Below are 25,485 nucleotides of genomic sequence, written 5' to 3' on the forward strand. Positions count from 1 at the left end.
CAATCAAATGTAGCAGATCCAACAAGCCCTTTAACCTCCTAATCCTCAATCCATTTAAACAGTAAAACAAAAAAAGCCCTGCTATGCAGAGCTTCTTGGTGATCTCGTCAGGATTCAAATACCGAAAAATCGGTACAGGCTCTAAAACCTTCCCGACCTTAGTCGGGATGTTCATTCAGGTAAGCTTTTGTAAATAATTGAATTTCACATCAATTAAATCCCTGACTAATTTAAGAATTTGTGACCTCGTCAGGATTCAAACCTGAAACCTCCTGAGCCGTAATCAGGTGCTCTATTCAGTTGAGCTACGAGGCCAATTGGGATTGCAAACCTGAAAATCAACAGGTTACATCTTTCACTTCTCTCAGATCTCAAACGGTTTTCTGCAAGGGAGACAAGATTGGGAGACAAAAGTGAAACTTTTAGCGGTTTGAAACAAGGCGTGTACGCAAAGTTTTCATCAAACCCCAATGTATCAAATGACAAATGTACACCGAAAACACCCAGGTCAACTTAATACTGCAAACCTGGAAACCTCTAAAAAATGATAAATTCCCTGTAGTTTTAAGAGTCTACCACGATAAAAAGCGGAGATACTACAGAACTGGCATCTCTGCAAAAATTGAAGAGTGGGACGAAAAGAATGCTGGTATAATAGGCAAACCACGAGAAAACAAAACCTTACAAAAGTTTCTCATCAAGGCACAAGACTTCATACAAAAAATCTACTTACTCCAGGAAGAATTCGATTTCGACTTGCTGAGTGAGGAGATCAGCCCCTCTCCTACCAAGAAGAGACTGGAAAACATCGAGACCTTCTGGGAGTCGGTCATCGAAGATCTCAGAAAAGAGAAAAGACATGGTACTGCCGATTCCTATGATAACGCACTTGTTAAGTTCAAGCGGTTTCTGAACGGCAAAACACTTTACCTCCACCAAGTCACACAACAGACTTTCGAGAAATTCCGCATTTATATGGTGCAGTCGGGGCAATCCACCAATGGAGTTGGTGTTTACCTGAGAGCCATGTCTGCTGTGTATGGAAAGGCGCTGAACAGAAAGCTAGTCAAGCCAGAAGAAGACCCAAGAATCGGCTTTCGGATCAAAACCAAAAAGACCCATAAGAAAGCAATCAAAAAAGAAGAGGTGCACCAACTGGCAAAACTCGACTTGAGTCAGTTTCCTTATATGGAAGAATCGAGGGATATGTTTCTCTTCTCTTACTACTGTCAGGGGATGAACCTAAAAGACCTCTCCATGCTCAATTGGCATGAAAACATCGTGGAGGATCGCATCTTCTACCACAGAGGAAAAACAGCCGACATGTTCAGCATACATATAAAGAAGGAGACCGTGGGCCGAATTCTCGAAAAACAGAAACAGGTATTGTCCGCAAAGCTTGATGCAGGCTTGATCAAAAACACCACAGCCAAAAGCTTGGTCTTTCGGGTCTTTGACAATCTCAGTGAAAAGGAAATGTCAAACCCAGCGAAAATCACCAAGGTAAGGAAACAGCGAGCCAAAGTCATCAACGCACACCTCAGAAAACTCGGAGAAAATGAACTTGGTTTCAGTCCATCACAACTCAGATTCCTGACCTTCTACGCAGCCCGGCACACCTATGCATCTGTTCTCAAGTCCCAGCATGCACCTGTAACTTTGATTGCGGAGGCATTGGGACATGCTGATATCAGAACAACGCAGGTGTATCTAGACAGCTTTGCCAACACGGAGTTGGATCATTTCAATGATTTGCTTTGAGCATTGCAATCAGGTAGTAAAGCGAAAGTTGAGGTACATTTTGTCTTGTTTCCCCATTGTTCTTCAACTATCTTTCTGGAAAAACTCATATGAACATGAAAAAAGGCCTTTTAGGTATTCTCGCAATCTTGATCCTCCTAGGGTGTTCAGATTCTGAAAATCCAAATTCAGGACAACTCAATTTCGTCGTCACCGTGTCACCTGCCCTTGAAGGCGAAACGTTCTTGTTCGGAAATGAAGATTTCTTTGTACTTAACATTACAGGAAATCAAACCAGGTTTGAGTCAGACCCTGTCGCTATCGGGTCTGGACAAAACTTTCAATACCAACTGGGTGGTTTGGGATCAACAAATAGCTGTCATCAGTTTTCTGTAGAAGCATTTTACTCTGGGAGATCCTTTCACAAAAGAGATTATGTTATGCACGGTTTTCAGAACTCGTTTAGCAGTTGGACGAGTGATTGCAAAGATGGTTATATTCAAACTATCAACATAATCACTCCGTAAAACACACCGCGTTTAAACTCTTCTTATTTAACTCTCCAAGCCTCACCAAACAGGTGGGGCTTTATCCATCCTATCCTGACTAGCAAAGTTCACCTAAAATTTTATATTTGTACACCAACACCATCCTGCAAAATACAATGATTGACTACCTACAGGCAATTCTTCCACGGATCCAGAATAAAAGCAAAAAGCTCGACCAAATTGAAATGTTTGTAGAAAAGCCTTGGGTGTTGATAGACAATGCATCAAATGAACAACTGGAATATGAGTTTTTCCGTGATGGAAGACTCCTTGTATCACGTGGAGGTAATGCAGCATGGGGAAAATGGGAGCTCGCCCCCTCTAGCCATCGCTTGATTTTGGAGTATGGAGACAAGTTGTTATTGCTTCAAACCTCATTCCTCGATGAGGCTGTCATGATAGTTCAAAAAAGTGGCATGCCAAATTCAACGCTTGTGTTTGTCAACCAAAAAAAGATACCAGACCTCATGTTCAAAAATTACCTGGACAAACTGATACAACTTGAAGATCTTGTAAAAAGCAATTCCAAGCGCAAAAGTTTAACTGACGCCGAGACTTACGGGGATTCAGCAAGATCTAGGCAAATCGCAGAGGTGAAAAGGGAAAAAGAGTACAAAGTTTACAGCTCATTTATCTCACTCAATAGCAATGGTGATGTTTCAGGGTTTGTTTGGTCTGGAAAAGAAAAAGAGCTTTACCTCAGGTTTGAAAATGGAAAACCAACTGACGAACCATGGTATGTAGTGGATGAGAAAAATAAGAACGGAGATACCTTCTCCTTCCTTACACCACACAAAGGTGTTATTTTGGACAAATCCCATCTAATTAAAGTGAATGAAGATACAGAATACGAATGGATCCCCAGAAAAGAAACACTAAAAACCTTTAATGGAGACCTTTCTTTAAAAATCGATCCAAACGGTACAGTATCAAAAGTAAAAACCTATCAATCTGAGATTTTCATTTTTATTGTCCTTCTGATTATGGTTTTAATAATTGCGTTTTCGGTCTAAAAAATTACTGAACATGACAGCAAGAAAAACTGGCAATTTCCACCCAAAACCTTATCTTAGCCAGCAGAAGTTCTGTCCATCAGGGGCAAAGCTTAGGGGTGTCAAAGCAGACTGTTTCCAAAAAACCTGAAATTGTGGAGGTTATTCCTGTCAAAACCAAAAGGAGTTCCAATACCCCATAATGACCGGCTTTTTACAGCTCCTTATATTTTGTAGAGCCACAAATGGAAACATCTCTGTAGGGAAACCCCAAACAAAAAACAGTTTTTCACTTGGTCTCTGGACTTTTTCAATCAAGTCTGAGAACCAGCAACGAGTACAGCATACATGTCAGAAGAACAAAAACGCCTCCTGGAAAGCAAGCTCTGGGGAATCGCCAATATTTTACGCGGCAAAATCAGCGCAGACGATTACAGAGATTATATCCTCGGGTTTATATTCTACAAATACCTCAGCGAGCGGCAGTACTTATATGCCAACAACCTGCTGGAAACTGAGACCGTCAAGGATTATCTCAATCTCACCGACCCAGAACTGCTGGAAGCCATCAAAGAGGAGTCCCTGCAGGCACTGGGTTATTTCCTGAAACCGGAAGAACTCTTTGCTTCCATCACGGCCAAAGGCAATGCCTCCACAGAGACGGACAGCAATTATATTCTGGAAGATCTCAAAGCGGTACTCAACCACATCGAGCAAAGCACCATGGGCACAGATTCAGAAGAGGACTTCAACGACCTTTTCTCTGACATTGACCTCAGCTCCAACAAAATCGGGCGAACAGTCAAAGCCCGAAACGAAGTAGTGGTACAAATCCTGAACCACCTCGACTCCATTGATTTCCGGCTGGAAGATATAGAGTCCGACGTACTGGGTGATGCTTATGAATTCCTGATCGGCAAGTTTGCCGCAGGAGCAGGAAAGACCGCTGGGGAATTCTACACTCCTCAGCAGGTATCCAAGATCCTTGCAAAAGTAGTCACCACGGGCAAGGACAAACTCAAGTCTGTCTATGACCCCACCTGTGGTTCAGGTTCCTTGCTCCTTCGGGTAGCCAAAGAAGCAGAAGTCAGTGAGTACTTCGGACAAGAAATGACCCGTACTACTTACAACCTGGCAAGGATGAACATGATCCTGCACGGCATTCACTATAGGAGATTCAATATCGCTCATGAAGATACCCTGATGCATCCGCAGCACTTGGACTATAAGTTTGAAGCGGTGGTAGCCAATCCTCCCTTTTCGGCACATTGGAAAGGAGACGAGCATTCCCTCTTTCATGCGGACGAACGCTTCTCCCAGTATGGCAGGCTGGCTCCCAAGACCAAGGCGGATTTCGCTTTTATGCAGCACATGCTCTATCAGCTGGCAGACAATGGCATCATGGCCAGTGTATTTCCACACGGAGTACTTTTCCGTGGGGCAGCAGAAGGGCAGATCAGACAGTATATGATTAAGGAGATGAATGTACTGGATGCCGTGATCGGATTGCCAGCCAATATCTTCTACGGTACCAGCATTCCCACCTGTATTGTGGTACTGAAAAAATGCCGGGAGCAGGACGACAATGTGGTCTTTATCGATGCCAGCGGAGAGGGCAATTACATCAAAGTAGGGAATCAGAACGAGCTACGGGAAGAAGACGTGGACAAAATCGTACAGACCTACCGTGAGCGCAAGACCATTGACAAGTATAGTTACGTGGCTTCCCTGGCAGAGATTGCTGAAAACGACTACAACCTCAACATCCCCCGCTATGTGGACACCTTTGAGGAAGAAGCACCCGTGGACCTGGACACCACCGCTGCGGAGATACAGCAACTGGACGCAGCACTGAAAAGTAACGATGCTGTACTGAAAGCATTTTGTGAGGAATTGGGAATTAAAGCGCCGTTTTGATGATGGAGAAAAACTTTTTCAAACCAGATCTAAGATTTCCAGTATTTCAAGAAAATTGGAAAAAATTCACTTTGGGTAAAGTAGCGACAAAAATCACTGACGGAACACATGACACCCCAAAGCCAGTTAATTCAGGGGTACCTTTTTTAACTGCAATTCATGTTAAAGACGGCAAACTTGATTTTGAGAACTGTTATTTTCTACCGAAAGAAATTCATGATAAAATTTACGCTAGATGCAACCCAGAATACAATGACATTTTAATGGTGAACATTGGTGCGGGTACGGGAGCTTGTGCAAGGGTAAATGTTGATTTTGAATTCAGTTTGAAGAATGTGGCACTGATTAAACCAGATCCAAAAAAAGTTTTCCCATCATTCTTAGAGCAGCTTCAAAGAGAAAACACAAAAAGACTGAAACAAAGGTTGTCAGCTGGGGGTGCCCAACCATTCCTTTCTCTTAAAGAGATCGGGAAAATTAAAATCAGTCTACCCTCCCTCCCCGAGCAGCAAAAGATCGCGTCATTCCTTTCATCGGTGGATGAGCGGATCGAGTTGCTGGAGCGAAAGAAGGAAAAGCTGAAAGCCTACAAAAAGGGCGTGATGCAGCAGATCTTCCCTTCGACAGACTCAGGGCAAGCTCCACAGATCCGTTTCAAGCAGGATGATGGGAGTGAGTTTCCGGATTGGGAGGAGAAGCGGTTGGGGGAGGTTGCCAAAGTGTTTTCTGGGGGAACACCAAAATCATCTGTCCCAGAACTCTATGGGGGGAATATTCCATTTATTCGGTCAGGGGAAATAAACGCAAGCACAACAGAACTTACTTTGACCGAAAAAGGACTGAAAAGCTCATCAGCAAAAATGGTGGAGAAAGGTGACCTTTTACTTGCTATTTACGGTGCAACAAGCGGAGAGGCTGGAATCTCAAGAATTAACGGCGCAATCAATCAAGCTGTTCTTTGTATAAGGTGGACAGGTGAAAATGTGTTCCTGCTAAACTGGCTTAAATTGAATAAAACCGCATTAACCCAGAAATATCTCCAAGGAGGACAAGGCAATCTTTCTGGCGAAATTGTAAAATCATTTGAGTTAAACGTCCCCTGTCGAGAAGAACAGAAAAAAATCGCAGCTTTCCTGAACACTCTTGACGAAAACCTTGAAACGCTTGACAGCCAGATCCATGGCTTGCGCACTTGGAAGAAGGGGCTGTTGCAGCAGATGTTTGTATAAATGTGATCAAATGAAAAACTGGCAAAAAATTGACAGAAAAAACCGCGACTTCGAAGTGACTTTGAAGAATGGCGACAAATTATGGGGAAGCTTTCCTTTGGCTGATGATGAAGACATCTTCGGTCATGAAACCGTCGGGTTTCTCTCTTGGGAAAAAAAAGAAAGCTTTTTCAAAGCAATTCAAGGGAAAGCAAACATCACTATTGATGAAATTCTTCAATTCGTGGCACCAATTCCGCACGATTCAATTGAATCAATGACAGAATCTGAAAAATCAATCGGTGGGATTTCATTAATCGGGAACAAGCCAATCCCTGATGGATTACAGCTTAGGGTTCACAATTATGGAAAACCCGGGTTTGTAAGAATTACTTACAAAACTCCTGGCAATCACAAAGAATTTGAAATCGGGGAACTGAAAATTGTAAACGGGGAAGTCACTCTACCTCTAATGCTGGCCTTTGTATCTTATGCAAGGGAAGACCAAGCTGTCGTAAAAGAAATCCTAAAAGAGTTGAACGACCATGGTGTGTTGACGTGGTTTGATGAAAATGAATTGATGCCAGGGGACCACTGGGAAAGAAAAATTGAAGAAGCAATTGAAAAGTCAGAAAATGTGATTGTCTTTTTCTCGGGAAAAACGTTAGAAAGGTCAGGCTACAAAAACAAGGAAATCAGATATATTCTCGACCAAGCAAAGTATCGTCCTTTAGGTGCTCGATACATCATCCCCGTCCTGTTAGATGACTGTAAGCCACCTCATGAATTTAAAGAACTTCACTGGCTTTCACATGGCAGGTCTGGATGGCTGGAAAAGCTTGTCAATGTACTCAAGTGAAATCAATGAAACTGAACATTCCATGACGAGAAGAACAAAAAAATCATAACCACCCTGAACACCCTAGACACAAACCTTGAAAGGCTTGACAGCCAAATCGAGGGTTTAAAGAGTTGGAATAAGGGGCTGTTGTAGCAGATGTTTGTTTTACCTCTCCACGTAAACTTTTAAAAAAACCATGCAGAAATACTCCGTCAACCAACACCTGATCGAAACCATCCTTTCCTGGGTAAAGTCCAATGAAATTGCCATACCTGAAATCCAACGTCCTTTTGTTTGGGACGCCACAAAGGTGCGGGATTTGATGGACAGTCTTTATCAGGGTTACCCAGTGGGTTACATCATCGCCTGGAAAAACCCCAACATCAAACTGAAAGACGGCAGCCTAAGTGAAGGAAAAAAGGTGTTGATCGACGGACAGCAACGAATCACTGCTTTGACAGCTGCCATCCTGGGGCAGTACGTAGTCAACAAAACCTACGAGAGGGTGAAAATCAAAATTGCTTTCCATCCCGTGGAGGAAAAGTTTGAAGTTCAGAACCCCGCCATCCTCAAGGATAAAACCTGGCTGCCCGACATTGCAGAGGCCATCAACGGAGACCTGTTTGAAATCGTGGACCAGTACTTTGAGCTGAATCCAAAAGTGGACAAGAAAACCGTGAGGGAAGCTTTCACCAAGCTGCTGAACATCCCAAAGAAACAGATCGGTCTTATCGAGCTTGCGCCCGATCTCGACATCGAGACGGTCACAGAAATTTTTATCCGAATCAACAGCAAGGGTGTGGTTCTCAGCCAAGCGGACTTTGCCATGAGCAAGATCGCTGCAGACACGGAATATGGAGGAAACAACCTCCGCAAAGCCATTGACTACTTTTGTCACCTTGCGGTAGCACCCGAGTTTTACAAGCACATCGTGGACAATGACAAGGAATTTGCCTCCACGGACTATTTTCAGAAGATGGCATGGCTGAAAAAAGAAAATGAGGACCTCTACGACCCGGAATACACAGACCTGATCCGCGTTGCATTTACCTCACAGTTCAATCGTGGTAAGCTCTCAGACCTGGTAAGCTTGCTGTCGGGAAGAAACTTTGAAACCCGTGCCTTTGAGTCTGAAATTGCAGAACTTTCCTTTGAAAAGCTACGCAAAGGTGTTCACAGCTTCATGAATGAAACCAACTTCAAACGGTTTTTAATGATCATCAAATCAGCTGGGTTCATTTCTCCCAAGCTGATCCGTTCACAAAACGTAATAAACTTCGCTTACATAGTGTACCTGAAGCTGAAAGAGATAGGTGTCAATTCGTTGGAAATTGAAAGTTATGTAAGACGATGGTTTGTGTTTTCAATTTTGACAGGCCGATATTCAGGTTCACCTGAAAGTAGGTTTGACTTTGATGTCAAGCAGATCTCCAACAAGCCATTTTCAGAGTTCCTTAAAGAAAGGGAAGATGCAGAACTTTCTGAAGCATTCTGGTCAGCTTCTCTACCTCAAAGTTTGGACACCTCTGTTGCAAGCAGCCCATACTTCCTTGTGTATCTAGCCTCACTGGTAAAAGCGGGTGACAAAGGCTTCCTTTCAAGTGATATGACTGTAAGTGATCTTGTCTCTTTAAGGGGAGACATCCATCACCTCTTTCCTAAAGACTACTTGAAAAAACATGGTCTGGATCGTGGCAAATACAACCAAGTGGCCAACTATGTATACATGCAGTCTGAAATCAACATCAAAGTTGGAAACAAGCCTCCACGAGATTATTTTGACATCTTGCTCAATCAAATTGCGGAGGGCAGCTTAGCAGTAAGCGGTATAGACACAGTAGATGAACTCAATGGAAACTTGGCCATGAACTGTGTGCCCGTAGAAATTATGAACATGGAAATCAAAGACTACCCTGACTTTCTTCACTTGAGGCGCAGGTTGATATCGCAAAAGATCAAAGACTATTATTTCAAACTATAAACAAAAACTCAAACCCAGCAAAAAAATGATTTTAAATTCTTCAGACAAAATTCCTTTCGGGAAGTACAGAGGCTTACACCTAGGATTCATTTACCTTCTCTATCCAAGCTACATTGAATGGATGGTAATGGAAAATGACAATTACTGCGTGGAAGATCTCGATTTTCTACAATCTCTCAAAGTAATAGACAGGTTTGAGAACCACGGTGCAACTGCCCATTATGCTGGTATCGATAGGGAGGAATTTGAAAACAACTGGTCTGGTTTCGCAGAATTTGAAGATGTGAAATACGCCGGCTTTAAAAATTTTAGTTTCCGTCGTGATGCGATCCAAAAAAATGAACAAAAGCTACGCTACTTTGGTGGTGAGCCAAAAAAGATCGAAGTTGAACCTGAAAAAGACCGGCCAATTATGATTTATTACCCTGGTACAACCCTTTCTTCAGAAAAATTGGTGTTCACACCCCTTGAATCATATGATGGTGTTACAGGAAGAACTATTCTCACATTTACAGTGGACAATGGTTGGCGCAAAATCAATTTTCTTCCTCCATTACGCAAACTGAAGGTTTCGAGCTTTTTCTGGGATGAATGGAATATTTCTCCTGAGGAGATCTCCACCATCTTCGAAGAGAAACTTACCTTGGAAGGACAAATAATTGGTGGACGACTAATTCTTCAAAATCGACCGAAACGCTAAAAAGATGCCTTAATAATGACTACCCAACCCGAACAGACCCTTGAAAATAACCTGATTGCACAGCTCGCAGCTTTGGGTTACAAGAAGGTGTTGATCCCTGATGAGACTGCGCTGTTGGCCAACCTGAAAACCCAACTGGAAAAGCACAACAAAACCCAACTCAGCGAGAAGGAGTTTACCCAGATTCTCAATGCGATCAATAAAGGGAATGTGTTTGAGCGGGCAAAAATCCTCCGGGACAGGGTGGAGTATATGGATGATTCCGGAGAGCACCGCACTGTGGAACTAATCAATCAGATCCACTGGTGTCAAAATGAGTTTCAGGTCGCCCAGCAAATCTCCATGAAGGGACTCTACAAAAACCGCTATGATGTCACCATATTGATCAATGGTCTTCCACTGGTCCAGGTAGAACTCAAGCGTAGAGGCCTGGAACTTAAGGAGGCCTTCAAACAAACTTCCCGATACGGAATCCACTCTTACAGTGCGGGACATGGACTTTTTCAGTTAATCCAGATCTTCGTCATCAGCAATGGCGTCAACACCAAGTACTACGCCAATGGCCCTTTGAAGTCCAGAAGTTTCAAACAGACCTTTTACTGGTCGGATATCAAAAACAAACTGATCACCCAGCTTTCTACTTTTGCGGATTACTTCCTTGAGCCCTGTCACATCTCGAAGATGATCACCAAGTATTTAGTGCTCAACGAAACAGAAAAGACCCTGATGGTCCTTCGACCCTATCAGTACTATGCCACCGAAGCCATAGTAGAGCGGGTGAAGACCACTACCAAATACGGATATATCTGGCACACCACAGGTTCGGGCAAGACCCTGACCTCATTCAAAACCGCCCAGATCTTGACCAATCTGCCACAAGTACATAAGGTTGTCTTTGTGGTAGACAGGAAAGACCTCGACACCCAGACCTCCCAGGAATTCAATAGCTTCAGCAAGGGAAGCATTGACGGTACCAACAATACCAATAAACTGGTCAAGCAACTCACAGGAAATGACAAACTGATCGTCACTACCATACAGAAACTTTCCACAGCAGTCAATAAAGCCCGGTATGTGGAAAAGATGGCATCTCTCAAAGACAAGCGAATCGTTTTTATTTTCGATGAATGTCACAGAAGTCAGTTCGGAAAGACCCACGCTGACATCAATGAGTTTTTCGGAAAATGTCAGATGTTCGGGTTTACAGGAACCCCGATCTTTGAAGAAAACGCAGGCACCAATGAATGGGGCAAACGTACCACGGAAATGCTTTTCGGAGACTGCCTCCACAAATATGTGATCACAGATGCCATCAGAGATGAAAATGTGTTGAAGTTTTCGGTGGAGTATATTTCCACTTTCAGGAAAAAGGAACACATCTTTGACATCAACGTGGAGGCCATAGACGAGGAAGAGGTGATGAACGCACCACAGCGGCTGAACAATATAGTAGACTATATCCTTACCAACCATAAACGGAAAACACATAACAAGGCTTTTACAGCCATCTTCTGTGTGCCCAGCGTTCCCCTTCTGATAGCGTACTACAAGCTTTTCCAGGACAAGTATCAAGCAGGTGAACATCAATTGAAAGTGGGCACTATCTTTTCCTATGGAGCCAATACAGACCTGATCGATGACGACATTGACGAGCTTGGACTGGCCACTGATGAATATGAAACCTATGCAGTGGCGGCAGAACCAGATGGAGCGACTGAGTACCAAAGACAATGCAAGAAACACCCAAGAGAATATCTGGACGAGTTCATCGCTGATTACAATACGCTCTTTGGCACCAAATACAATACGAAGGATTCCAAAACCTTCTACAATTACTACAATGACATCGCCAACCGGGTCAAGAACAAAGAAGTGGACATACTTTTGGTGGTGAATATGTTTCTGACAGGCTTTGATAGCAAAAACCTGAATACGCTCTATGTGGACAAAAACCTCAAGTACCATGGTCTGATACAGGCCTATTCCAGAACAAACCGAATTCTGGACGAACTCAAATCCCAAGGGAACATTGTCTGTTTCCGAAACCTCAAAGGTGCCACGGACAAAGCCATTTCACTTTTCTCCAACCTGGAAGAAAAAGGTGAAATCATCATGGAGCCTTATGAGGAATATGTGGAGAAATTCAACCAGGCCTTTATAGAATTGCTGCAGGTAGCCCCTACAGTCAACAGCGTCAATGACCTTCAGGATGAAGAGGCGCAGCTGGCTTTTATAAAAGCCTTTCGGGAGTTGATGCGTTTGAAAAACGTGTTGGTGACTTTCACGGAATTTGAGTTCGATGACCTCTCCATGCCTGAGCAAACTTTTGAGGATTACAAAAGCAAATACCTGGACCTTTACGATAGGGCCAAAAACAACAGCCACAAAGAGAAGATATCCATACTCAACGACGTAGACTTTGAGCTTGAGCTGATCCACAGGGACGAGATCAATGTGAGCTACATCTTGAAGCTTCTCGGCAAACTGAAGGATGCCAGTCCAGAGGAACAGGAAAAGCAGAAGAAAGCGATTGTAGAGCTCATCGTAGGGGAAGCCCAGCTGAGGAGCAAGAAAGAACTGATAGAAAAATTCATCCGTGAGAACCTTCCGAAGGTAGCTGACGCAGATGACATCCCAGAGGAGTTTACACACTTTTGGACGATGGAACGTCTCAAAGCCCTCCACGAGCTCAGCGAAGAGGAAAACCTGGACGACCAAGCCTTGGAAAAAGTGATCGGAGATTTTATTTACACTGAAAAAGAACCACTTCGGGACGACATCATCGGACTGCTGAAAGACAAACCTGCCCTTAAAGAGAGGAAGACCATCGCTGAGCGCATCAAGTCCAAAATCCTGGGTTTCGTCGAGACCTTTATCAACGGGATTTCGGAGGCGGCTTAGGGTGCGTGGAGGATTCTCAGAAAAACATGGTTGATCTATAAAATCACACGAAAAAATACACAAAACTTTCAATAGATTTGCGCGCTGTTCCCTCTATAGGGAAGCCCCAAACGCATGAAGAAAGAGCCATCCGTAACATCTAGTCCATTTGATGTCAAAGACCCAAAACTTGTCGTCAAAGAAGAAACGGACATGTTAATAATCACCAATATCAACCCAGATACGAAAAGGCATACAAAGCTTTCTGAGGTGCTCAACTTTTTACCAGCAGGCATCATTTACAAAGCTGAAACAGGTATGGGAGCCACCACCCTTGAGCTTCAGTGCCCAAGAAACTCCATTATCGTGGAGCCTCTGAGAAGTACCGCATACACCAAAGCTCTCAACCCTAGAAACCCATATCCAGCAAAATTTGTAGGTACAGAACCCAATTCAAGAAAGGGTACTACTCCTGAAGAAATCAAGAAGTATTTACGGGAGACGAAAACATTTAAAAAATTCCTTGTAGTGGCTGACAGTCTTCCAAAGCTACTGAAGGAAATACCAATCGAGGAGCTCTCCAGTTATCATTTGATGCTAGATGAATCCGACTCGTTCCAACTGGACGCAACCTTCAGAGACAGCATGGAAAAGTGTTTGGATATTTACAAGACGTTCCCATCGAATAGAAGATCGATGGTGACTGCAACGCCATTGGAGTTCAGCGACCCTGAGCTAAATGAAGAAAATAGCATAACAATAAGGTATCGTGATTCGGAATCACGGCAGGTGACTTTTATCGAGACAAACACTGGTCTTGAAGTAATCGCCGACCAAATCTTTGACCACTTTCAAAACGCGGGCTTAGAACCATGTACCAAAATGGTTGTGGCCATCAATCACATTGAAGACATTCTGAAGGTGATCGAAACAGTGACCGAAGATGGAAATCCTCGAAGTTTGGAGAAGTGGCAGATCCAGATCCTTTGTGGAAGCTCAAGTAAAAAGAAGGTTGCTCCATTTTATGATGAACTCAAGGGCGGAACTCTGACAAAGGACCTTACTTTCATTACATCGGCTTACTTTACAGGTGTTGACATCGAAGAGAAGTTTCACTTAATAACCTACGTTAGAGAAACTCCTGATGTGCTGAGACTCTCGGAAAAAAAGCTAAAGCAAGTCTCGGGGCGCGGTAGGAAGGGACTTTTGTCTGAAACAATTGTGTACGATTCTTCCACTACTTCAGGATTGGAAAGTTTTGATCTAGAATCTCTTTTGAGTATGGCCCAGTCCCAAGTAGAGGCGCTTCGGTGTATCGCATATACCTACGGCACCAATCCGCTGATGAAGTCGAGAATGGTGGATACATTTGAAAAACTTCTCAAAATTGGGGATGTGGGCACATCAAGGTTGGTCAGGAGACACGAAGAGGATAAGTTTCAAATCTCCTACCTTAACATCGACGCCGCATTGGAATTTTCCCGGGTTCTGGAACACCTATACCGAAAACCAAACGGTCTAAAGGATGCTCTTGAAAAAAGTGGATGCGTCATAAAGAAGATCACTCGCCATTCTAAAACAAAGATTCTGGAAGAATCTGTGATTTCAAAGGCGCATGCCATTGACGAACAAAAAAATCTCGAAAAGCTCCTGATGAAATTAAAATCCAGGGAAACGGACCTACTCGACCTACTCGAAAAAGACATTTCCGAACTTGAACGCAGTGCGTTGGTTTTGTTTGACAAGTTCAGGATCAATTTTGAGGAAGACGCATTTTTCAAGGCTGTCATCAACGCGACGAGTAAGGGCAGAAAGGGAGAGAAAACCAAAAGACTCCAAATGCTGGAAAACCGAATACAACATCTGATAGAGGATCCTTCAAAAGGTTTCCTGTATAACCTTTTACAAGAGATTCCGCTTAACCCAGAAAGGGGCGTGTGGTATTCTGAAAACGCACTGGTAGAGCGCTATCAGCGGGCAGCACTCCACGCAGGAAAACCTCTTCCCCGAAAAGGGACAGAAATTGATCATAAGGCAATCATCGGAGATATTAGAGAGTATTATGACGCTCGATCACAAAAAAAGAAAGAAGGGTTGGGCTACTATATATACGGACGAGCTGATACGAACAATCTCCTATCTGCAATTAAGCGGTACGCAACCAACTCCTTCTCAGCGGCAGATTTCTCTCCCTGAGGGTCGTGAATTTGTGAATCTGTGGTGTTTTATATATAAGCGCCAGAAATTCACAGTAAGAGAACGGACACAGGAATGCACCCAAACGGCTCGTAAATTTCATCAAACTCTCCATGCTGAAAAACCTTGCCAATCAAAAACGTTTGATAGCTAAGTCTGACAAGACACCACTATTTCAGCACCCACAATGTAAGGGTGTTACTTGACGAAAACAACGAACCATGGTTTGTTGCCTAGGACGTAGCTGAAGTATTGGGGTATGTTAGACCCGATCAAGCTGTAAAATCACATTGTAAAACAACAAAAACCTGTCCCCTTAATTCAGGGGGGCAGGTTAGACACATGACAATTATTCCCGAACAGGATGTGTACCGCCTGATTTTCAAGTCCAAGCTGCCAGCAGCTGAACACTTTGAAAAATGGATGGTGGAAGACGTACTTCCTACAATCAGAAAAACAGGAGGATAGATGAGACTTGTAACTTTGAAAGTTCACTCTCAGAATCAACCATTGGAATTTAAAGCAGACAACCACCGTCGCACTTTCTCAAATCCTTCCGTAGCCTATTTGAAAAGTGGAGGCAAAACGAGATCTTGCGTTACATATCCCGATCTATGAAACAACTTGCCTTCACCCTCTTCACCTGCACTATAACGCTATCGTTGCTCTTCACATCCTGCCATGGAAAAGACCGCTCAAAACTTCTCCTTAAAGAGGGTAAGACCGTAGCAGGCAGAGTCCTTGCTCCTCAAGGCTTTGTCAGAGAAACAACCGCCACAGGCACATGGCAGCATTACCTGCAAAATCTCAAGCTGCTACCACATGGATCCAAAGTTCTGGATTTTCAGGGTCGTCCAATCTCAGACCAGCGGAATCATTTTGCAGTCATGGACATTGATGTCGGTACCAAAGACCTGCAGCAGTGTGCAGATGCCACCATCCGACTGAGGGCAGAGTATCTGTATCAGCATAAAGCGTTCGACAAAATCAAGTTCCAGTTTACAAGTGGCCACAGTTATGCTTGGCTTGACCACGCCAAAGGGGTCAGACCTGAAGTCAAAGGAAACAAAGTGGAATTCAAGCAAACCTCCACATCGGATAACAGTTACCAGAACTTCCGACGGTATCTCGACATAGTGTTCATGTATGCAGGTACCATCTCCCTAGAAAGAGAATTAACCAAAGTCAGCCGTGGAGGTGATTACCAGATCGGTGACGTGATCGTACACCCTGGGAGCCCGGGTCATGCAGTAATCATTGTAGACCGTGCCAAAAACAGCAAGGGGGAATATATCTACCTGCTGGCACAGGGTTATACTCCTGCACAGTCCATCCACATCGTCAAGAGCCATGATAGAGGAATTTCGCCATGGTTTGACCTCCCTAAAAAGCTACCGATCTGGCACCAACGCTTTTTCTTCAAAAGCCCACAGGTCAGAAGATTTACATAGTACCCAACCCAAACCCTTCACATGCTAGAAAATCAAGACTTCAAAAATTCAAGCCGCCTTGAAAGTGGCTCAAAACCTCCACACCTTACAACTGAGCCATCGCCAGGTAATCCCGAAAGGAAAGGATGGTGGAGCAAGCAGAATACCCTGACCAAAGTCCTCACAGTCATTTTGAGCATAGTGGCACTCTTTGTTGTGACCGAGATATTGGAACAGGTGGAGAGGGCTCTGTATCATGCATACAAGATTGGAGTTTGGGTATTTGCTGGTATTGTGGTAATTTTCACCATCTCCTCAATCTTCAAAAAGAGCTGAAAATCAGACAGAAAGATGTGTTTTGAAGTGAAAATTTGCTTGATTTTTCGTATATTATAGTAAGGGGTAAGTGCTCCGAAACTATAATTCAAACAACATGACAAGATCATTCTACGTGACGCTTCGCAAGAAGGAAAGCCCAAACATCACCCACATTATCAGCCCTGAATACAAAGATATTGTTGACGCATCAATCTTTGCCACAGAACTGGCCAACAGGCTAGATTATGCCAATGATTTCAAGATGTCAGGTGACGATGGAACTGTTCACTTCAACGATGATATAATCATCAAAGTAGAGCAGGATTCTGCTTACATTGGCATACCGCTGGAGCAATTTGATGAAGAAGTCTTTGAAGGAATTTTCAACCAAATCGAGGAATTCCTTCTAAGAAAACCATTGGGGCAGGAGTAATCCTTCCCCATTTTGTTTTACCGGTCTCACGGCGGTTTCCCTATGGTGAGGGAGAGCGCGATGGTACCGCCCCCTTAACCTACCCCCGGTTATTCTAAAATCCATAGGTACCCCCCTCCCCTTAATTTCAGCTTTTACTTTTTCACCCTCCTACCCCCCAGTTGCTCCAATGTTCAACCAATAAACATAAGAGCAATATGCAACTACGTGTTTCAAAACGTTCCCAAGCTCGCATACGAATTGCGATGCAGGGTCCAAGTGGCTCGGGTAAGACTTACTCATCCCTACTACTTGCTTTTGGTTTGGTCGGAGACTGGTCCAAGGTAGCCGTCATCGACACCGAAAATCAAAGTGCTGACTTGTATGCACATCTAGGAGGTTACAACGTCATTTCACTTGGTGCTCCCTACACACCTGAGAAGTATCTGGAAGCAATCCAACTATGTGAAACCGCAGGCATGGAGGCCATTGTGATTGACAGTCTGTCCCATGAGTGGGAAACCTTGCTAGACGTTCACAGCAACATGCCAGGAAACAGCTTCTCCAACTGGGGCAAGATCACCCCTAGGCACAACCACCTGATCAACAAAATCCTTTCCTCCACCTCACACATAATCGCAACTGTACGAAGCAAGCAAGACTATGTGTTAACCGAGAAGAACGGAAAACAGGTACCTGAAAAGGTTGGTCTGAAAGGTGTGCAGCGTGACGGCTTGGAGTACGATTTTACCATTGTATTCGAAGTCAACATCAAACACTTTGTCACTGCTTCCAAAGACAGGACTGGGATGTTTGTAGGACTGCCAGATTTCAGAATCACCGCAGAAACAGGGGAAATGATCAGGGATTGGTGTCAATCTTCTGCATCAAATCTGGATGAGGAGCCCAGCGATTTTGTGGAGCTCATCAACTCCTGCAAAAGCCTTGACCAGCTGTACAAACTGTATAACGAAAACCCAGGCCTGCGAGAGCTCTATAAGGAAGAGTTTGTCGCCAGAAAAAGTCAGTTGTTAACTAAGCCAAACTTCATGTCCAATGGAACTCATGCGAATTAACAACACAATGGAAGCACTGGAAATCTCCCATGTGGAGGTGTCCGCTCCACCTTTTCTGGAAGCCAACACTGCTGAGATTGCACTACGGGAAATCAGGGAAAGGCATGTGATACCCGTGTTTCTCAAAGACAACGAGCCAACAATTTCCCAAGTGGAATTTGTGGAGGTTGTCGCAGAAGCTGCCAGAGATGTCTTTGGACTAAGCGCCACACCTTCCCCTAAAGTGAGGGTTTCCCATCCGATCAAAGGCAGGACTTATGAGGCGAGACAGAAAAAAGCGCATGACCTGCTTCCTCATGAAAAAACAATCTATTACGAGCGGATGGCTTTCATGCTGACCATTCCTGGCATCACCGATGTAATCAACGGGAATCTGCTTGAGCTGACTGTAGGAGGCGTCAAAGCTTACAACTTGGACAACCTCAACAGCATCAAAGGTTCACCCGAGCACTTCAAAGTGTTTGTCGGTTTCAGAAACTTTGTCTGCACCAATCTTTGTGTTTCAACTGATGGCGCCAAGCTGGACATGCGGGCAAAAAGTTTAGAAGATCTGTACCAGCAGGTATTCCTGCTCTTTCAGGACTATGATGCAGTGAAGCAACTCAGCCACATGAACCAGTTCACAGGTTACTATCTGGAAGAGCGCCAATTCGCACAGATCATCGGTCGTGCAAGGCTGTACCAGTTTCTCCCAAGAGAGCTTAAAGCTGAGGTGCCCGAACTGCTGATCAATGACACGCAAGTTTCGAGAGTTGCGGAATGCTACTACAGTGACCCCAACTTTCAACGTGGTGAAAATGGCAGTATTGACCTGTGGAGGTTTTACAATCTGATGACTGGGGCGGTCAAGCACTCGTATATTGACAAGTACTTGGAACGTGGCGTCAACAGTTTCGACTTCACGCAGCAGGTACAGGAGGCCTTGGAGTCACCATCACACAATTTCTGGTATTTGCGTTGAACCCGAAGAGCTCGCCCCTAAAAAGGCGGGCTTTTCACATTTAAGACAGACATGACAAATTTGATTTTCGAGCTTCAGCTCAGTTACAAAGCAAAAGGTTCAGGAAAAAACCTTCAAAAAATCCGAAGTTCAGTAGACGCATTTCAGTTGCTACAGACTATATTTGACCCAGATCTGATCGCCGCCAGAGAAGAATTTATTGTGCTGTACCTCAACCGCGATTCATGCGTAATAGGGTACCACAAGGCATTTCAAGGCGGCGTTTCGTCTGTTGTTTGTGACCCCAAGATCATCTTGGGTGTAGCACTCAAATCTCTCGCCTCGGGGTTGATCCTTGCACACAACCATCCCTCAGGAAAACTGATTCCATCAGAAGCTGATCTCTCCATGACAAGAAGGATCAAGAACGCTTGCAAGGAAATGGAAATCGAGCTGATGGATCACCTCATCCTGTCACCCGACGGGCAATACTTCAGTTTTGCTGATGAGGGAAAGATTTGAGAAGGAACCGGACACAAAAAAAAGGAAGCTTGTTTCGTAAGCTTCCTTTTCGTGTCACCCTCTTTGTCTCCACAAAAAAAGGGAGACAAAAAAGGGAGACAAAACCGGTAAAAAACGCCCCGTATAAGCGCTAGAAAGTGACCTCGTCAGGATTCAAACCTGAAACCTCCTGAGCCGTAATCAGGTGCTCTATTCAGTTGAGCTACGAGGCCAATTGGGATTGCAAAATTAGACAGCTTTTTCAATTTACCAAAAATGATTTTACTGCATTTCAATTTAATGCTTCCAACAATTAAGAATAATTAAGAGGAAAACAACTGCAAATCAAGCATGATTTTATAATTTAGCCGAAATTTTAAAGTCAATAAACTCTTTCATGAAAAGATTATCAGTAATTCTACTCTTAAATATTGTCACATCATTTACACTATTGGCGCAGGAAGAAAGGGAAAGAACCCCAATCGGAGGTAGACCTGACATCAAAGGTGATTTATTCCTAGACTTCGGTTTCAATAGACTTAATAATATCCCCGATGAGTTGGGCACCAACTTTTTTCCTTCACGAACTTTCAACGCTTATTACCAACATCCTTTTAAAATCGGGAATGAAACTGGTTTTACATTCAACCCCGGTATTGGTATAGGAACAGACAAGCTGGCATTTAGAGATGACAGAACCTTATTCAATAATCCCAATATCGGTCCGGAGTCCAGTCAAATATTGGAAATAGAAGAAGTTTACGGTGAAAATATTTCTATCAGCAGAAACAATGTTTCTACGACCTATGCTGAAATCCCCCTTGAATTCAGATATCATTTTAACAGGAGAAACTACGATAAAAGCTTTAGAGTAGCACTTGGAGCAAAAGTCGGATACATGCTCAATGCCCAAACGAAAATTGCCTTTACAGACAGTGACGGATTGGACAGAAAAATAAAGGACAGACAATCTTATGGCTTCAATCCTTTGCGATACAGTGTCTATACCAGAATTGGATTCCCAGGATTTAATGTATGGGCTAATTATGGACTGAATCAGGTTTTCAAAGGAGAAAATGGACCATTTAGAACTGAAGCAAATCAAATTAGCTTTGGCATCTCCGCCGCATTATTTTAAAAGTAAAAAAATCAGTTAAATAAAAAAGGGAGCTTCGAGCTCCCTTTTTTATTGGTTTATTTCTTATCAAGTTCTGTTTTTAATTCTTCAATGTTGAGAATATTGGAAATTTGGGACTGTTCTATTTCCCTGAATTTTTCCAACTGAACATCAATCTGTCTGGTGATTTCTCTTCTTACTTCCTCTGCACCATCTGTAGGTCTGAAAGCTCCAGTTCCTGCGATTACATTGAGGTGAGCAAGTTTATTATTCAGTCTGATCGGATAATTTAAAGGATCCTGACCACTTCTGTTTTGAGTCTGATAAAGTTCTTTCTCTATATCAGAAATGGATTTAACAATTCCCTCAATCCTTCTTCTCTGCCTTGAATTGTTTTCTGCTATTTCATTCAGCTCATCTCTGTATTTTCTGATCATGATAATGGCCTCATGCGTCTCAGTCAACTTATCTCTGACGCTAAGTAAGAAATCAAACTGCGCCTGCAAGTCTTCTTGGGATGAAGGATATCTCAAATCTGGCAACACCTTGAATGCTTGTTCCTGAGTCTCACCATCTACAATCATCCTTACATGATAGTCTCCAGGAACCACCTTTGGTCCTCTCAAGGGACCAGACCACATAATCATGCCTTCAAATCCAATGGCGTCAGGAATTCTTAGGTTCCAATTGAACTCGTTGGATCCTGTCTTGTATTTCAGCGTATCACCTTGTATTCCTTTCGAAGAAAATTCTCTGATCAGATTTTTATTTTTATCCAAAAACTCAATCCTTAGCTCATCTTTTGGCTCATCTTTTAAATGATAATAGACCAAAACACCTCCAGGTCTATTAGTACCCGCCACCAAAGACTCTCTTCTCACACCGTCGATTAGGTAAGAATCCTGAGGCTTAAAGAGATAATAAGATTTTTGATTGATGTCATCAGCAAGTTGATGGAAAACTGTTAAATCATCGATGATCCAGAAGCTCCTACCTTGAGTCGCTGCAATGAGATTATTGTCTTTGATAGTTAGGTCTGTAATTGGAACGACAGGCAAATTCAATTGCATAGATTGCCAGTTTGCGCCATCATCAAAAGACATGTACATACCAGTTTCTGTACCTGCATATAAAATACCACGCTTCTCTGGGTCAGCCCTCACTACCCTTGTAAAATGCTGCGGGTCTATACCGTTGACTATTTTTGTCCAAGTAGCTCCATAATCGGTAGTTTTATAAAGATAAGGTGCAAAGTCTCCATTTTTGTATGAAGTCGCAGCTACATACAGCCCCCCTTCTTCAAATGGGTGCCCTTCTACACTATTTACCTGAGTCCATTCCGGGAAGTTTTGTGGTGTCACATTTTCCCATGTTTCTCCATTGTCTCTGGATACATGTATCAATCCATCGTCCGAACCAGCCCAAAGTACACCTTTTTTCAAAGGAGATTCCGTAGCAGCGAAAATTGTACTGTAGTATTCAACAGAAGTGTTGTCTTTGGTTATTGGTCCTCCGGAAGGTCCTAGCTTTTCTTTCGCATTTCTTGTCAAATCCGGAGAAAATGTTTCCCAAGTTTGTCCTTTATTGGTTGATCTGTGAAATTGGTTTGAGGTGGTATACAAAACCTCTGGATCATGTGGTGAAAAGAAGATAGGAAAATTCCATTGGAATCTATATTTCATTCCTTCAGCACCATGCCCCATTGGGTTGTCAGGATACACATTTACGTTTCTTCTTGCTCCTGATGAATGATTGAGTAACTGGAGCAAGCCTCCGTAATTACCTCCAAACACAACATCATTGTCAGTTGGATCTACAGCTAGCCAACCACTTTCACTTCCTGCACTCACCTCCCAATCATCTTCAGTTATAGCATAACCATCATTTCTGTGATTGATACGCATGGTGGAGTTATCCTGTTGGGCACCATATATTCTATATGGGAAATGATTGTCAGTTGTCACCCTATAAAATTGGGCTGTTGGCTGATTCATATAAGTAGACCAAGACTCACCGCCATCCAGAGAAACCTGAGCACCACCATCATCAGCAATCACCATTCTCCGATTGTCATTGGGGTCAATCCAAAGGTCATGGTGATCACCATGAGGGGCTCTGGATGCTTTAAATGTTTCACCGCCATCTGTAGATTTGTGATAATCCACATTGACTACGTAAACTGTGTTTTCATCCTGAGTATCTGCGTAGATTCGTGTATAATACCAGGCCCTTTGTCTTAGATTTCTATCTTCATTTGTTTTAGTCCAAGTAGCACCTGCGTCATCCGACCGGAAAACTCCTCCATCAAGATTCTCTACAATTGCCCAAAGTCTATTGGAGTTCAGAGGAGAAACGGTAATTCCCATAATACCCAAAATCCCCTCAGGCAATCCCGGATTTCTTGAGATTTCAGTCCAATTTTCTCCCCCATCTGTACTTTTAAACATTTTGGAATTGGGACCTCCACTTTCTAAGCTATAAGGAGTTCTTTTGACATCCCAAGTGGAGGCATACATAGTCTCAGGATCATTGGGGTCCAATATTAAATCCACAGCTCCGGCCACATTGCTTACAAAAAGCTTTCTATCCCAAGTTTTTCCTCCGTCAGTAGATTTGTAAACACCTCTCATGTCGGTAGGCTTGAAAATATCTCCCAGAACAGCGGCATATACCACATCTGGATTTTCAGGATGTATCCTAATTCTTGAAATGAATCTGGTTTCTTCCATCCCAAGATGCTCCCAAGTCTCCCCTGCATCTGTACTTTTCCAAAAACCATATCCATAAGATACGTTTCCTCTTACAGTTTTCTCTCCACCTCCTACATATATAATATTTGGATCGGATTCAGCAACAGTAACTGCTCCTATAGAACCTCCAAAATACCCGTCGGAAATATTTTTCCAGGTTCTTCCTGCATTATCTGTTTTCCATACTCCTCCGCCTGTAGCTCCAAAGTAATATGTGTTTCGGTCAGAAGTCACACCTGCTACAGCTGCTGACCTGCCTCCCCTGTGTGGACCGACCAGTCTCCATTGAACTGCATCGTAGAGGGATTCGTCATAAGTCTGAGCCTGAATGGTTTGGTTGGGGAAAACCAAAAGCCATAGAAAAAGGCAGACTATTGGGATAAATATTCTTTTCATAGTATAATATTTAGTGTAATTAATCGGTATTCCATTTATTAAGCCATAAGATAAGTAGCTTTAATTATCTACTTCATAGTAATTCTTTCAACGGCAACATATTTTCATCGAATTCATGAAATTTTAATTTCCGTAATTCGGGTTTTGAACCATGTTGGGGTTCGAAAGCAATTCATCTCTGGGTATCGGTAAAATCTGCTTCCAAGGCTGATCTAAGCTTACCGGAGCTGAGGAGTTTTTCCTTTCTACACTTCCAAGTACAGTTAAAGCTCTATCAGTTCTTACTAGGTCAAAAAAGCTATGTCCTTCAAAAGCCAATTCAAATTTTCTCTCCTTTTCTATTTCAAGCAAAAGTGCTTCCTGGGTAACAGGCCCTGAATAAGGTGCTACGCCAGCCCTTTCTTTAATAGTATTCAAATCTTCCACAGCTAAAGCTAAAGTCCCTTGGGATTGCGCATAAGCCTCAGCCCTGTTCAGGTAAATCTCCGCAATCCGGATCACATGAAAATTGTCAATGTTTCCAGGTTTTTGATATTTAGTGGGAAAATAAACTCCCTGAATAGGATCAAACCCAAACATAGTTCCGCGGATATCATTTTCATCTGCCTGAATTTCTGAAATGAAACTTTCATGAACTGCCAGCTCACCTCTACCTCCTTGGGCACCAGGAAAATACCAAAACCTCATGGCACTTTGATCAGCAGCAATAAACTCCAGTTCGAAGATGGATTCCGATGTAAATTCCCCTGCGTAAATTCCTAAGTAATCCTCCAATAAACTATACTTATTGTCATCTATAACTTCCGTGCTCAACCTAATTACCTCATTGTAATTTCTAGTATAGAGGTAAAATCTTGAAAGAAGGGCCCGGGCAGTACTTTTAACAGCTCTGGCTCTAGTAGTCGTATTGTTTGCCTGTGCCTCGGGCAGTAAATTCAGAGCGGACAGAAGGTCTGCCTCTACCTGATTGTAACCCTCTGCCAAAGATGGCCTGCTTGGGTACAATGACTCATTCACAGCTCTTGATGGGCTCAAGGGAAGCACAACACTTTGATCACCATGAACTCCTGGCACTCCTCCAAATACTCTGTTCAGGTCGAAGAAGGCCAGTGCTCTTACAAAATGCGCTTGGCCTATGATATTATCTTTTTTGGCCTGATCCATCTCAATAGCAGGCACTTCTGCGATAATATTATTTGCTTGGTTTACAGCTCTGTAAGCAGCTGTGTAGAAGTTTGTGACTTCAAGATTCGAAGCATCTAGTTGATAGGTATCCAATTCTCTGTAAAAATCCCATGTACCCACACTTTGGGATATATCACTGGAAACTTCACAAATATTTTGAAAATTCCTTCCATAGTAAAAGCCCGATTGAAGCTGATGGTATAATCCTGCCAAAGCAGCATCGGCACTTTTCTCATTGGTAAATGCAACCTCATCCGATATTTGGATTTCAGGCTCTTGGTCAAGTACATTGCAACCGACTGTAAAACAAATGCCGATTGTTGCGATTCCGTTAAATATATTTTTGATCTTCATGAT

19 protein-coding genes, 2 tRNA genes and 1 pseudogene are annotated in these 25,485 nt (G+C 43.2%); 18 read left to right on the forward strand and 4 right to left on the reverse strand.

From position 1 onward, the window contains the following. Positions 1–241: 241 nt before the first annotated feature. Positions 242–315, reverse strand: a tRNA-Arg gene (locus tag A33Q_RS00750). A 171-nt stretch (positions 316–486) separates the two neighbouring features. On the opposite strand from A33Q_RS00750, the gene A33Q_RS00755 reads away from it, so the two are divergent. The 17 genes and pseudogenes from A33Q_RS00755 to A33Q_RS00835 all read left to right on the forward strand — a co-directional run bounded on the left by A33Q_RS00755 (position 487) and on the right by A33Q_RS00835 (position 19,701). Further along, positions 487–1,761, forward strand: coding sequence for a site-specific integrase (locus tag A33Q_RS00755; protein WP_009035097.1), 1,275 nt, complete (start codon positions 487–489; stop codon positions 1,759–1,761). 95 nt (positions 1,762–1,856) lie between these two features. Continuing rightward, positions 1,857–2,267: a hypothetical protein gene (locus A33Q_RS00760; RefSeq protein ID WP_009035098.1), complete on the forward strand. Its 411-nt coding sequence runs from the start codon at positions 1,857–1,859 to the stop codon at positions 2,265–2,267. Between the two features lie 137 nt (positions 2,268–2,404). Then, positions 2,405–3,301, forward strand: a complete 897-nt coding sequence (locus A33Q_RS00765) for a hypothetical protein (RefSeq protein WP_009035099.1) — start codon at positions 2,405–2,407, stop codon at positions 3,299–3,301. 327 nt (positions 3,302–3,628) lie between these two features. Next, positions 3,629–5,197, forward strand: coding sequence for a type I restriction-modification system subunit M (locus A33Q_RS00770; protein ID WP_009035100.1), 1,569 nt, complete (start codon positions 3,629–3,631; stop codon positions 5,195–5,197). Continuing rightward, positions 5,197–6,426 (forward strand): restriction endonuclease subunit S, encoded by a 1,230-nt coding sequence (locus tag A33Q_RS00775; protein ID WP_009035101.1) that lies wholly within the window; start codon positions 5,197–5,199, stop codon positions 6,424–6,426. The genes A33Q_RS00770 and A33Q_RS00775 overlap by 1 nt, the downstream gene beginning before the upstream one ends. Positions 6,427–6,436: 10 nt before the next feature. Next, the gene (locus tag A33Q_RS00780; protein ID WP_009035102.1) at positions 6,437–7,264 is read left to right on the forward strand and encodes a toll/interleukin-1 receptor domain-containing protein; all 828 of its coding nucleotides are present in this window, start codon (positions 6,437–6,439) and stop codon (positions 7,262–7,264) included. A 178-nt stretch (positions 7,265–7,442) separates the two neighbouring features. After that, positions 7,443–9,227, forward strand: coding sequence for a GmrSD restriction endonuclease domain-containing protein (locus A33Q_RS00785; RefSeq protein ID WP_009035103.1), 1,785 nt, complete (start codon positions 7,443–7,445; stop codon positions 9,225–9,227). Between the two features lie 25 nt (positions 9,228–9,252). Next, positions 9,253–9,927: a hypothetical protein gene (locus tag A33Q_RS00790; protein ID WP_009035104.1), complete on the forward strand. Its 675-nt coding sequence runs from the start codon at positions 9,253–9,255 to the stop codon at positions 9,925–9,927. 15 nt (positions 9,928–9,942) lie between these two features. Continuing rightward, positions 9,943–12,828: a type I restriction endonuclease subunit R gene (locus A33Q_RS00795; RefSeq protein ID WP_009035105.1), complete on the forward strand. Its 2,886-nt coding sequence runs from the start codon at positions 9,943–9,945 to the stop codon at positions 12,826–12,828. A gap of 114 nt (positions 12,829–12,942) precedes the next feature. Next, positions 12,943–15,003, forward strand: a complete 2,061-nt coding sequence (locus tag A33Q_RS00800; protein ID WP_009035106.1) for a DEAD/DEAH box helicase family protein — start codon at positions 12,943–12,945, stop codon at positions 15,001–15,003. Positions 15,004–15,252: 249 nt separating this feature from the next. After that, a pseudogene (locus A33Q_RS21725) lies at positions 15,253–15,471 on the forward strand (BRO-N domain-containing protein); the annotation flags it as partial. A gap of 146 nt (positions 15,472–15,617) precedes the next feature. Continuing rightward, complete coding sequence (locus tag A33Q_RS00810) at positions 15,618–16,454, forward strand: DUF4846 domain-containing protein (RefSeq protein WP_084328456.1); 837 nt, start codon at positions 15,618–15,620, stop codon at positions 16,452–16,454. A gap of 21 nt (positions 16,455–16,475) precedes the next feature. Next, positions 16,476–16,769: a hypothetical protein gene (locus tag A33Q_RS00815; RefSeq protein ID WP_009035109.1), complete on the forward strand. Its 294-nt coding sequence runs from the start codon at positions 16,476–16,478 to the stop codon at positions 16,767–16,769. Positions 16,770–16,866: 97 nt separating this feature from the next. Then, complete coding sequence (locus A33Q_RS00820) at positions 16,867–17,184, forward strand: hypothetical protein (protein ID WP_009035110.1); 318 nt, start codon at positions 16,867–16,869, stop codon at positions 17,182–17,184. 197 nt (positions 17,185–17,381) lie between these two features. Next, positions 17,382–18,239 carry an AAA family ATPase gene (locus A33Q_RS00825; RefSeq protein WP_016254450.1) on the forward strand — a complete coding sequence of 286 codons (858 nt, stop codon included), beginning with the start codon at positions 17,382–17,384 and terminating at the stop codon, positions 18,237–18,239. Continuing rightward, on the forward strand, positions 18,220–19,200 hold the full coding sequence (locus A33Q_RS00830) for a DUF3871 family protein (RefSeq protein WP_009035112.1): 981 nt from the start codon (positions 18,220–18,222) through the stop codon (positions 19,198–19,200). Before A33Q_RS00825 ends, A33Q_RS00830 begins: the two co-directional genes overlap by 20 nt. A 51-nt stretch (positions 19,201–19,251) precedes the next feature. Then, positions 19,252–19,701 (forward strand): JAB domain-containing protein, encoded by a 450-nt coding sequence (locus A33Q_RS00835; protein ID WP_009035113.1) that lies wholly within the window; start codon positions 19,252–19,254, stop codon positions 19,699–19,701. A 138-nt stretch (positions 19,702–19,839) separates the two neighbouring features. On the opposite strand, the gene A33Q_RS00840 is transcribed toward A33Q_RS00835, so the two are convergent. Continuing rightward, a tRNA-Arg gene (locus tag A33Q_RS00840) sits at positions 19,840–19,913 on the reverse strand. 164 nt (positions 19,914–20,077) lie between these two features. Here A33Q_RS00840 and A33Q_RS00845 point away from each other — a divergent pair. After that, a complete protein-coding gene (locus tag A33Q_RS00845; RefSeq protein WP_009035114.1) occupies positions 20,078–20,818 on the forward strand; it encodes a porin family protein in 741 nt (246 codons plus the stop codon). A 56-nt stretch (positions 20,819–20,874) separates the two neighbouring features. On the opposite strand, the gene A33Q_RS00850 is transcribed toward A33Q_RS00845, so the two are convergent. Together A33Q_RS00850 and A33Q_RS00855 are read right to left on the reverse strand one after the other, a co-directional pair. Continuing rightward, positions 20,875–23,943 carry a WD40/YVTN/BNR-like repeat-containing protein gene (locus tag A33Q_RS00850; RefSeq protein WP_009035115.1) on the reverse strand — a complete coding sequence of 1,023 codons (3,069 nt, stop codon included), beginning with the start codon at positions 23,941–23,943 and terminating at the stop codon, positions 20,875–20,877. Positions 23,944–24,066: 123 nt separating this feature from the next. Continuing rightward, positions 24,067–25,482, reverse strand: coding sequence for a RagB/SusD family nutrient uptake outer membrane protein (locus tag A33Q_RS00855; RefSeq protein ID WP_009035116.1), 1,416 nt, complete (start codon positions 25,480–25,482; stop codon positions 24,067–24,069). Between the last annotated feature and the right edge of the window lie 3 nt (positions 25,483–25,485).

It is taken from the genome of Indibacter alkaliphilus LW1, from assembly GCF_000295935.2.
Classification (GTDB): Bacteria; Bacteroidota; Bacteroidia; order Cytophagales; family Cyclobacteriaceae; genus Indibacter; species Indibacter alkaliphilus.

Excerpts from the sequence above, each read along its gene's own strand:
- A33Q_RS00825 (WP_016254450.1), top strand. The coding sequence starts at position 17,382 with ATGCAACTACGTGTTTCAAAACGTTCCCAAGCTCGCATACGAATTGCG.
- A33Q_RS00795 (WP_009035105.1), top strand. The coding sequence starts at position 9,943 with ATGACTACCCAACCCGAACAGACCCTTGAAAATAACCTGATTGCACAG.
- A33Q_RS00810 (WP_084328456.1), top strand. The coding sequence starts at position 15,618 with ATGAAACAACTTGCCTTCACCCTCTTCACCTGCACTATAACGCTATCG.
- A33Q_RS00835 (WP_009035113.1), top strand. The coding sequence starts at position 19,252 with ATGACAAATTTGATTTTCGAGCTTCAGCTCAGTTACAAAGCAAAAGGT.
- A33Q_RS00855 (WP_009035116.1), bottom strand. The coding sequence starts at position 25,482 with ATGAAGATCAAAAATATATTTAACGGAATCGCAACAATCGGCATTTGT.
- A33Q_RS00760 (WP_009035098.1), top strand. The coding sequence starts at position 1,857 with ATGAAAAAAGGCCTTTTAGGTATTCTCGCAATCTTGATCCTCCTAGGG.
- A33Q_RS00790 (WP_009035104.1), top strand. The coding sequence starts at position 9,253 with ATGATTTTAAATTCTTCAGACAAAATTCCTTTCGGGAAGTACAGAGGC.
- A33Q_RS00770 (WP_009035100.1), top strand. The coding sequence starts at position 3,629 with ATGTCAGAAGAACAAAAACGCCTCCTGGAAAGCAAGCTCTGGGGAATC.
- A33Q_RS00850 (WP_009035115.1), bottom strand. The coding sequence starts at position 23,943 with ATGAAAAGAATATTTATCCCAATAGTCTGCCTTTTTCTATGGCTTTTG.
- A33Q_RS00800 (WP_009035106.1), top strand. The coding sequence starts at position 12,943 with ATGAAGAAAGAGCCATCCGTAACATCTAGTCCATTTGATGTCAAAGAC.
- A33Q_RS00765 (WP_009035099.1), top strand. The coding sequence starts at position 2,405 with ATGATTGACTACCTACAGGCAATTCTTCCACGGATCCAGAATAAAAGC.
- A33Q_RS00815 (WP_009035109.1), top strand. The coding sequence starts at position 16,476 with ATGCTAGAAAATCAAGACTTCAAAAATTCAAGCCGCCTTGAAAGTGGC.
- A33Q_RS00845 (WP_009035114.1), top strand. The coding sequence starts at position 20,078 with ATGAAAAGATTATCAGTAATTCTACTCTTAAATATTGTCACATCATTT.
- A33Q_RS00755 (WP_009035097.1), top strand. The coding sequence starts at position 487 with ATGTACACCGAAAACACCCAGGTCAACTTAATACTGCAAACCTGGAAA.
- A33Q_RS00820 (WP_009035110.1), top strand. The coding sequence starts at position 16,867 with ATGACAAGATCATTCTACGTGACGCTTCGCAAGAAGGAAAGCCCAAAC.
- A33Q_RS00785 (WP_009035103.1), top strand. The coding sequence starts at position 7,443 with ATGCAGAAATACTCCGTCAACCAACACCTGATCGAAACCATCCTTTCC.
- A33Q_RS00830 (WP_009035112.1), top strand. The coding sequence starts at position 18,220 with ATGGAACTCATGCGAATTAACAACACAATGGAAGCACTGGAAATCTCC.
- A33Q_RS00780 (WP_009035102.1), top strand. The coding sequence starts at position 6,437 with ATGAAAAACTGGCAAAAAATTGACAGAAAAAACCGCGACTTCGAAGTG.
- A33Q_RS00775 (WP_009035101.1), top strand. The coding sequence starts at position 5,197 with ATGATGGAGAAAAACTTTTTCAAACCAGATCTAAGATTTCCAGTATTT.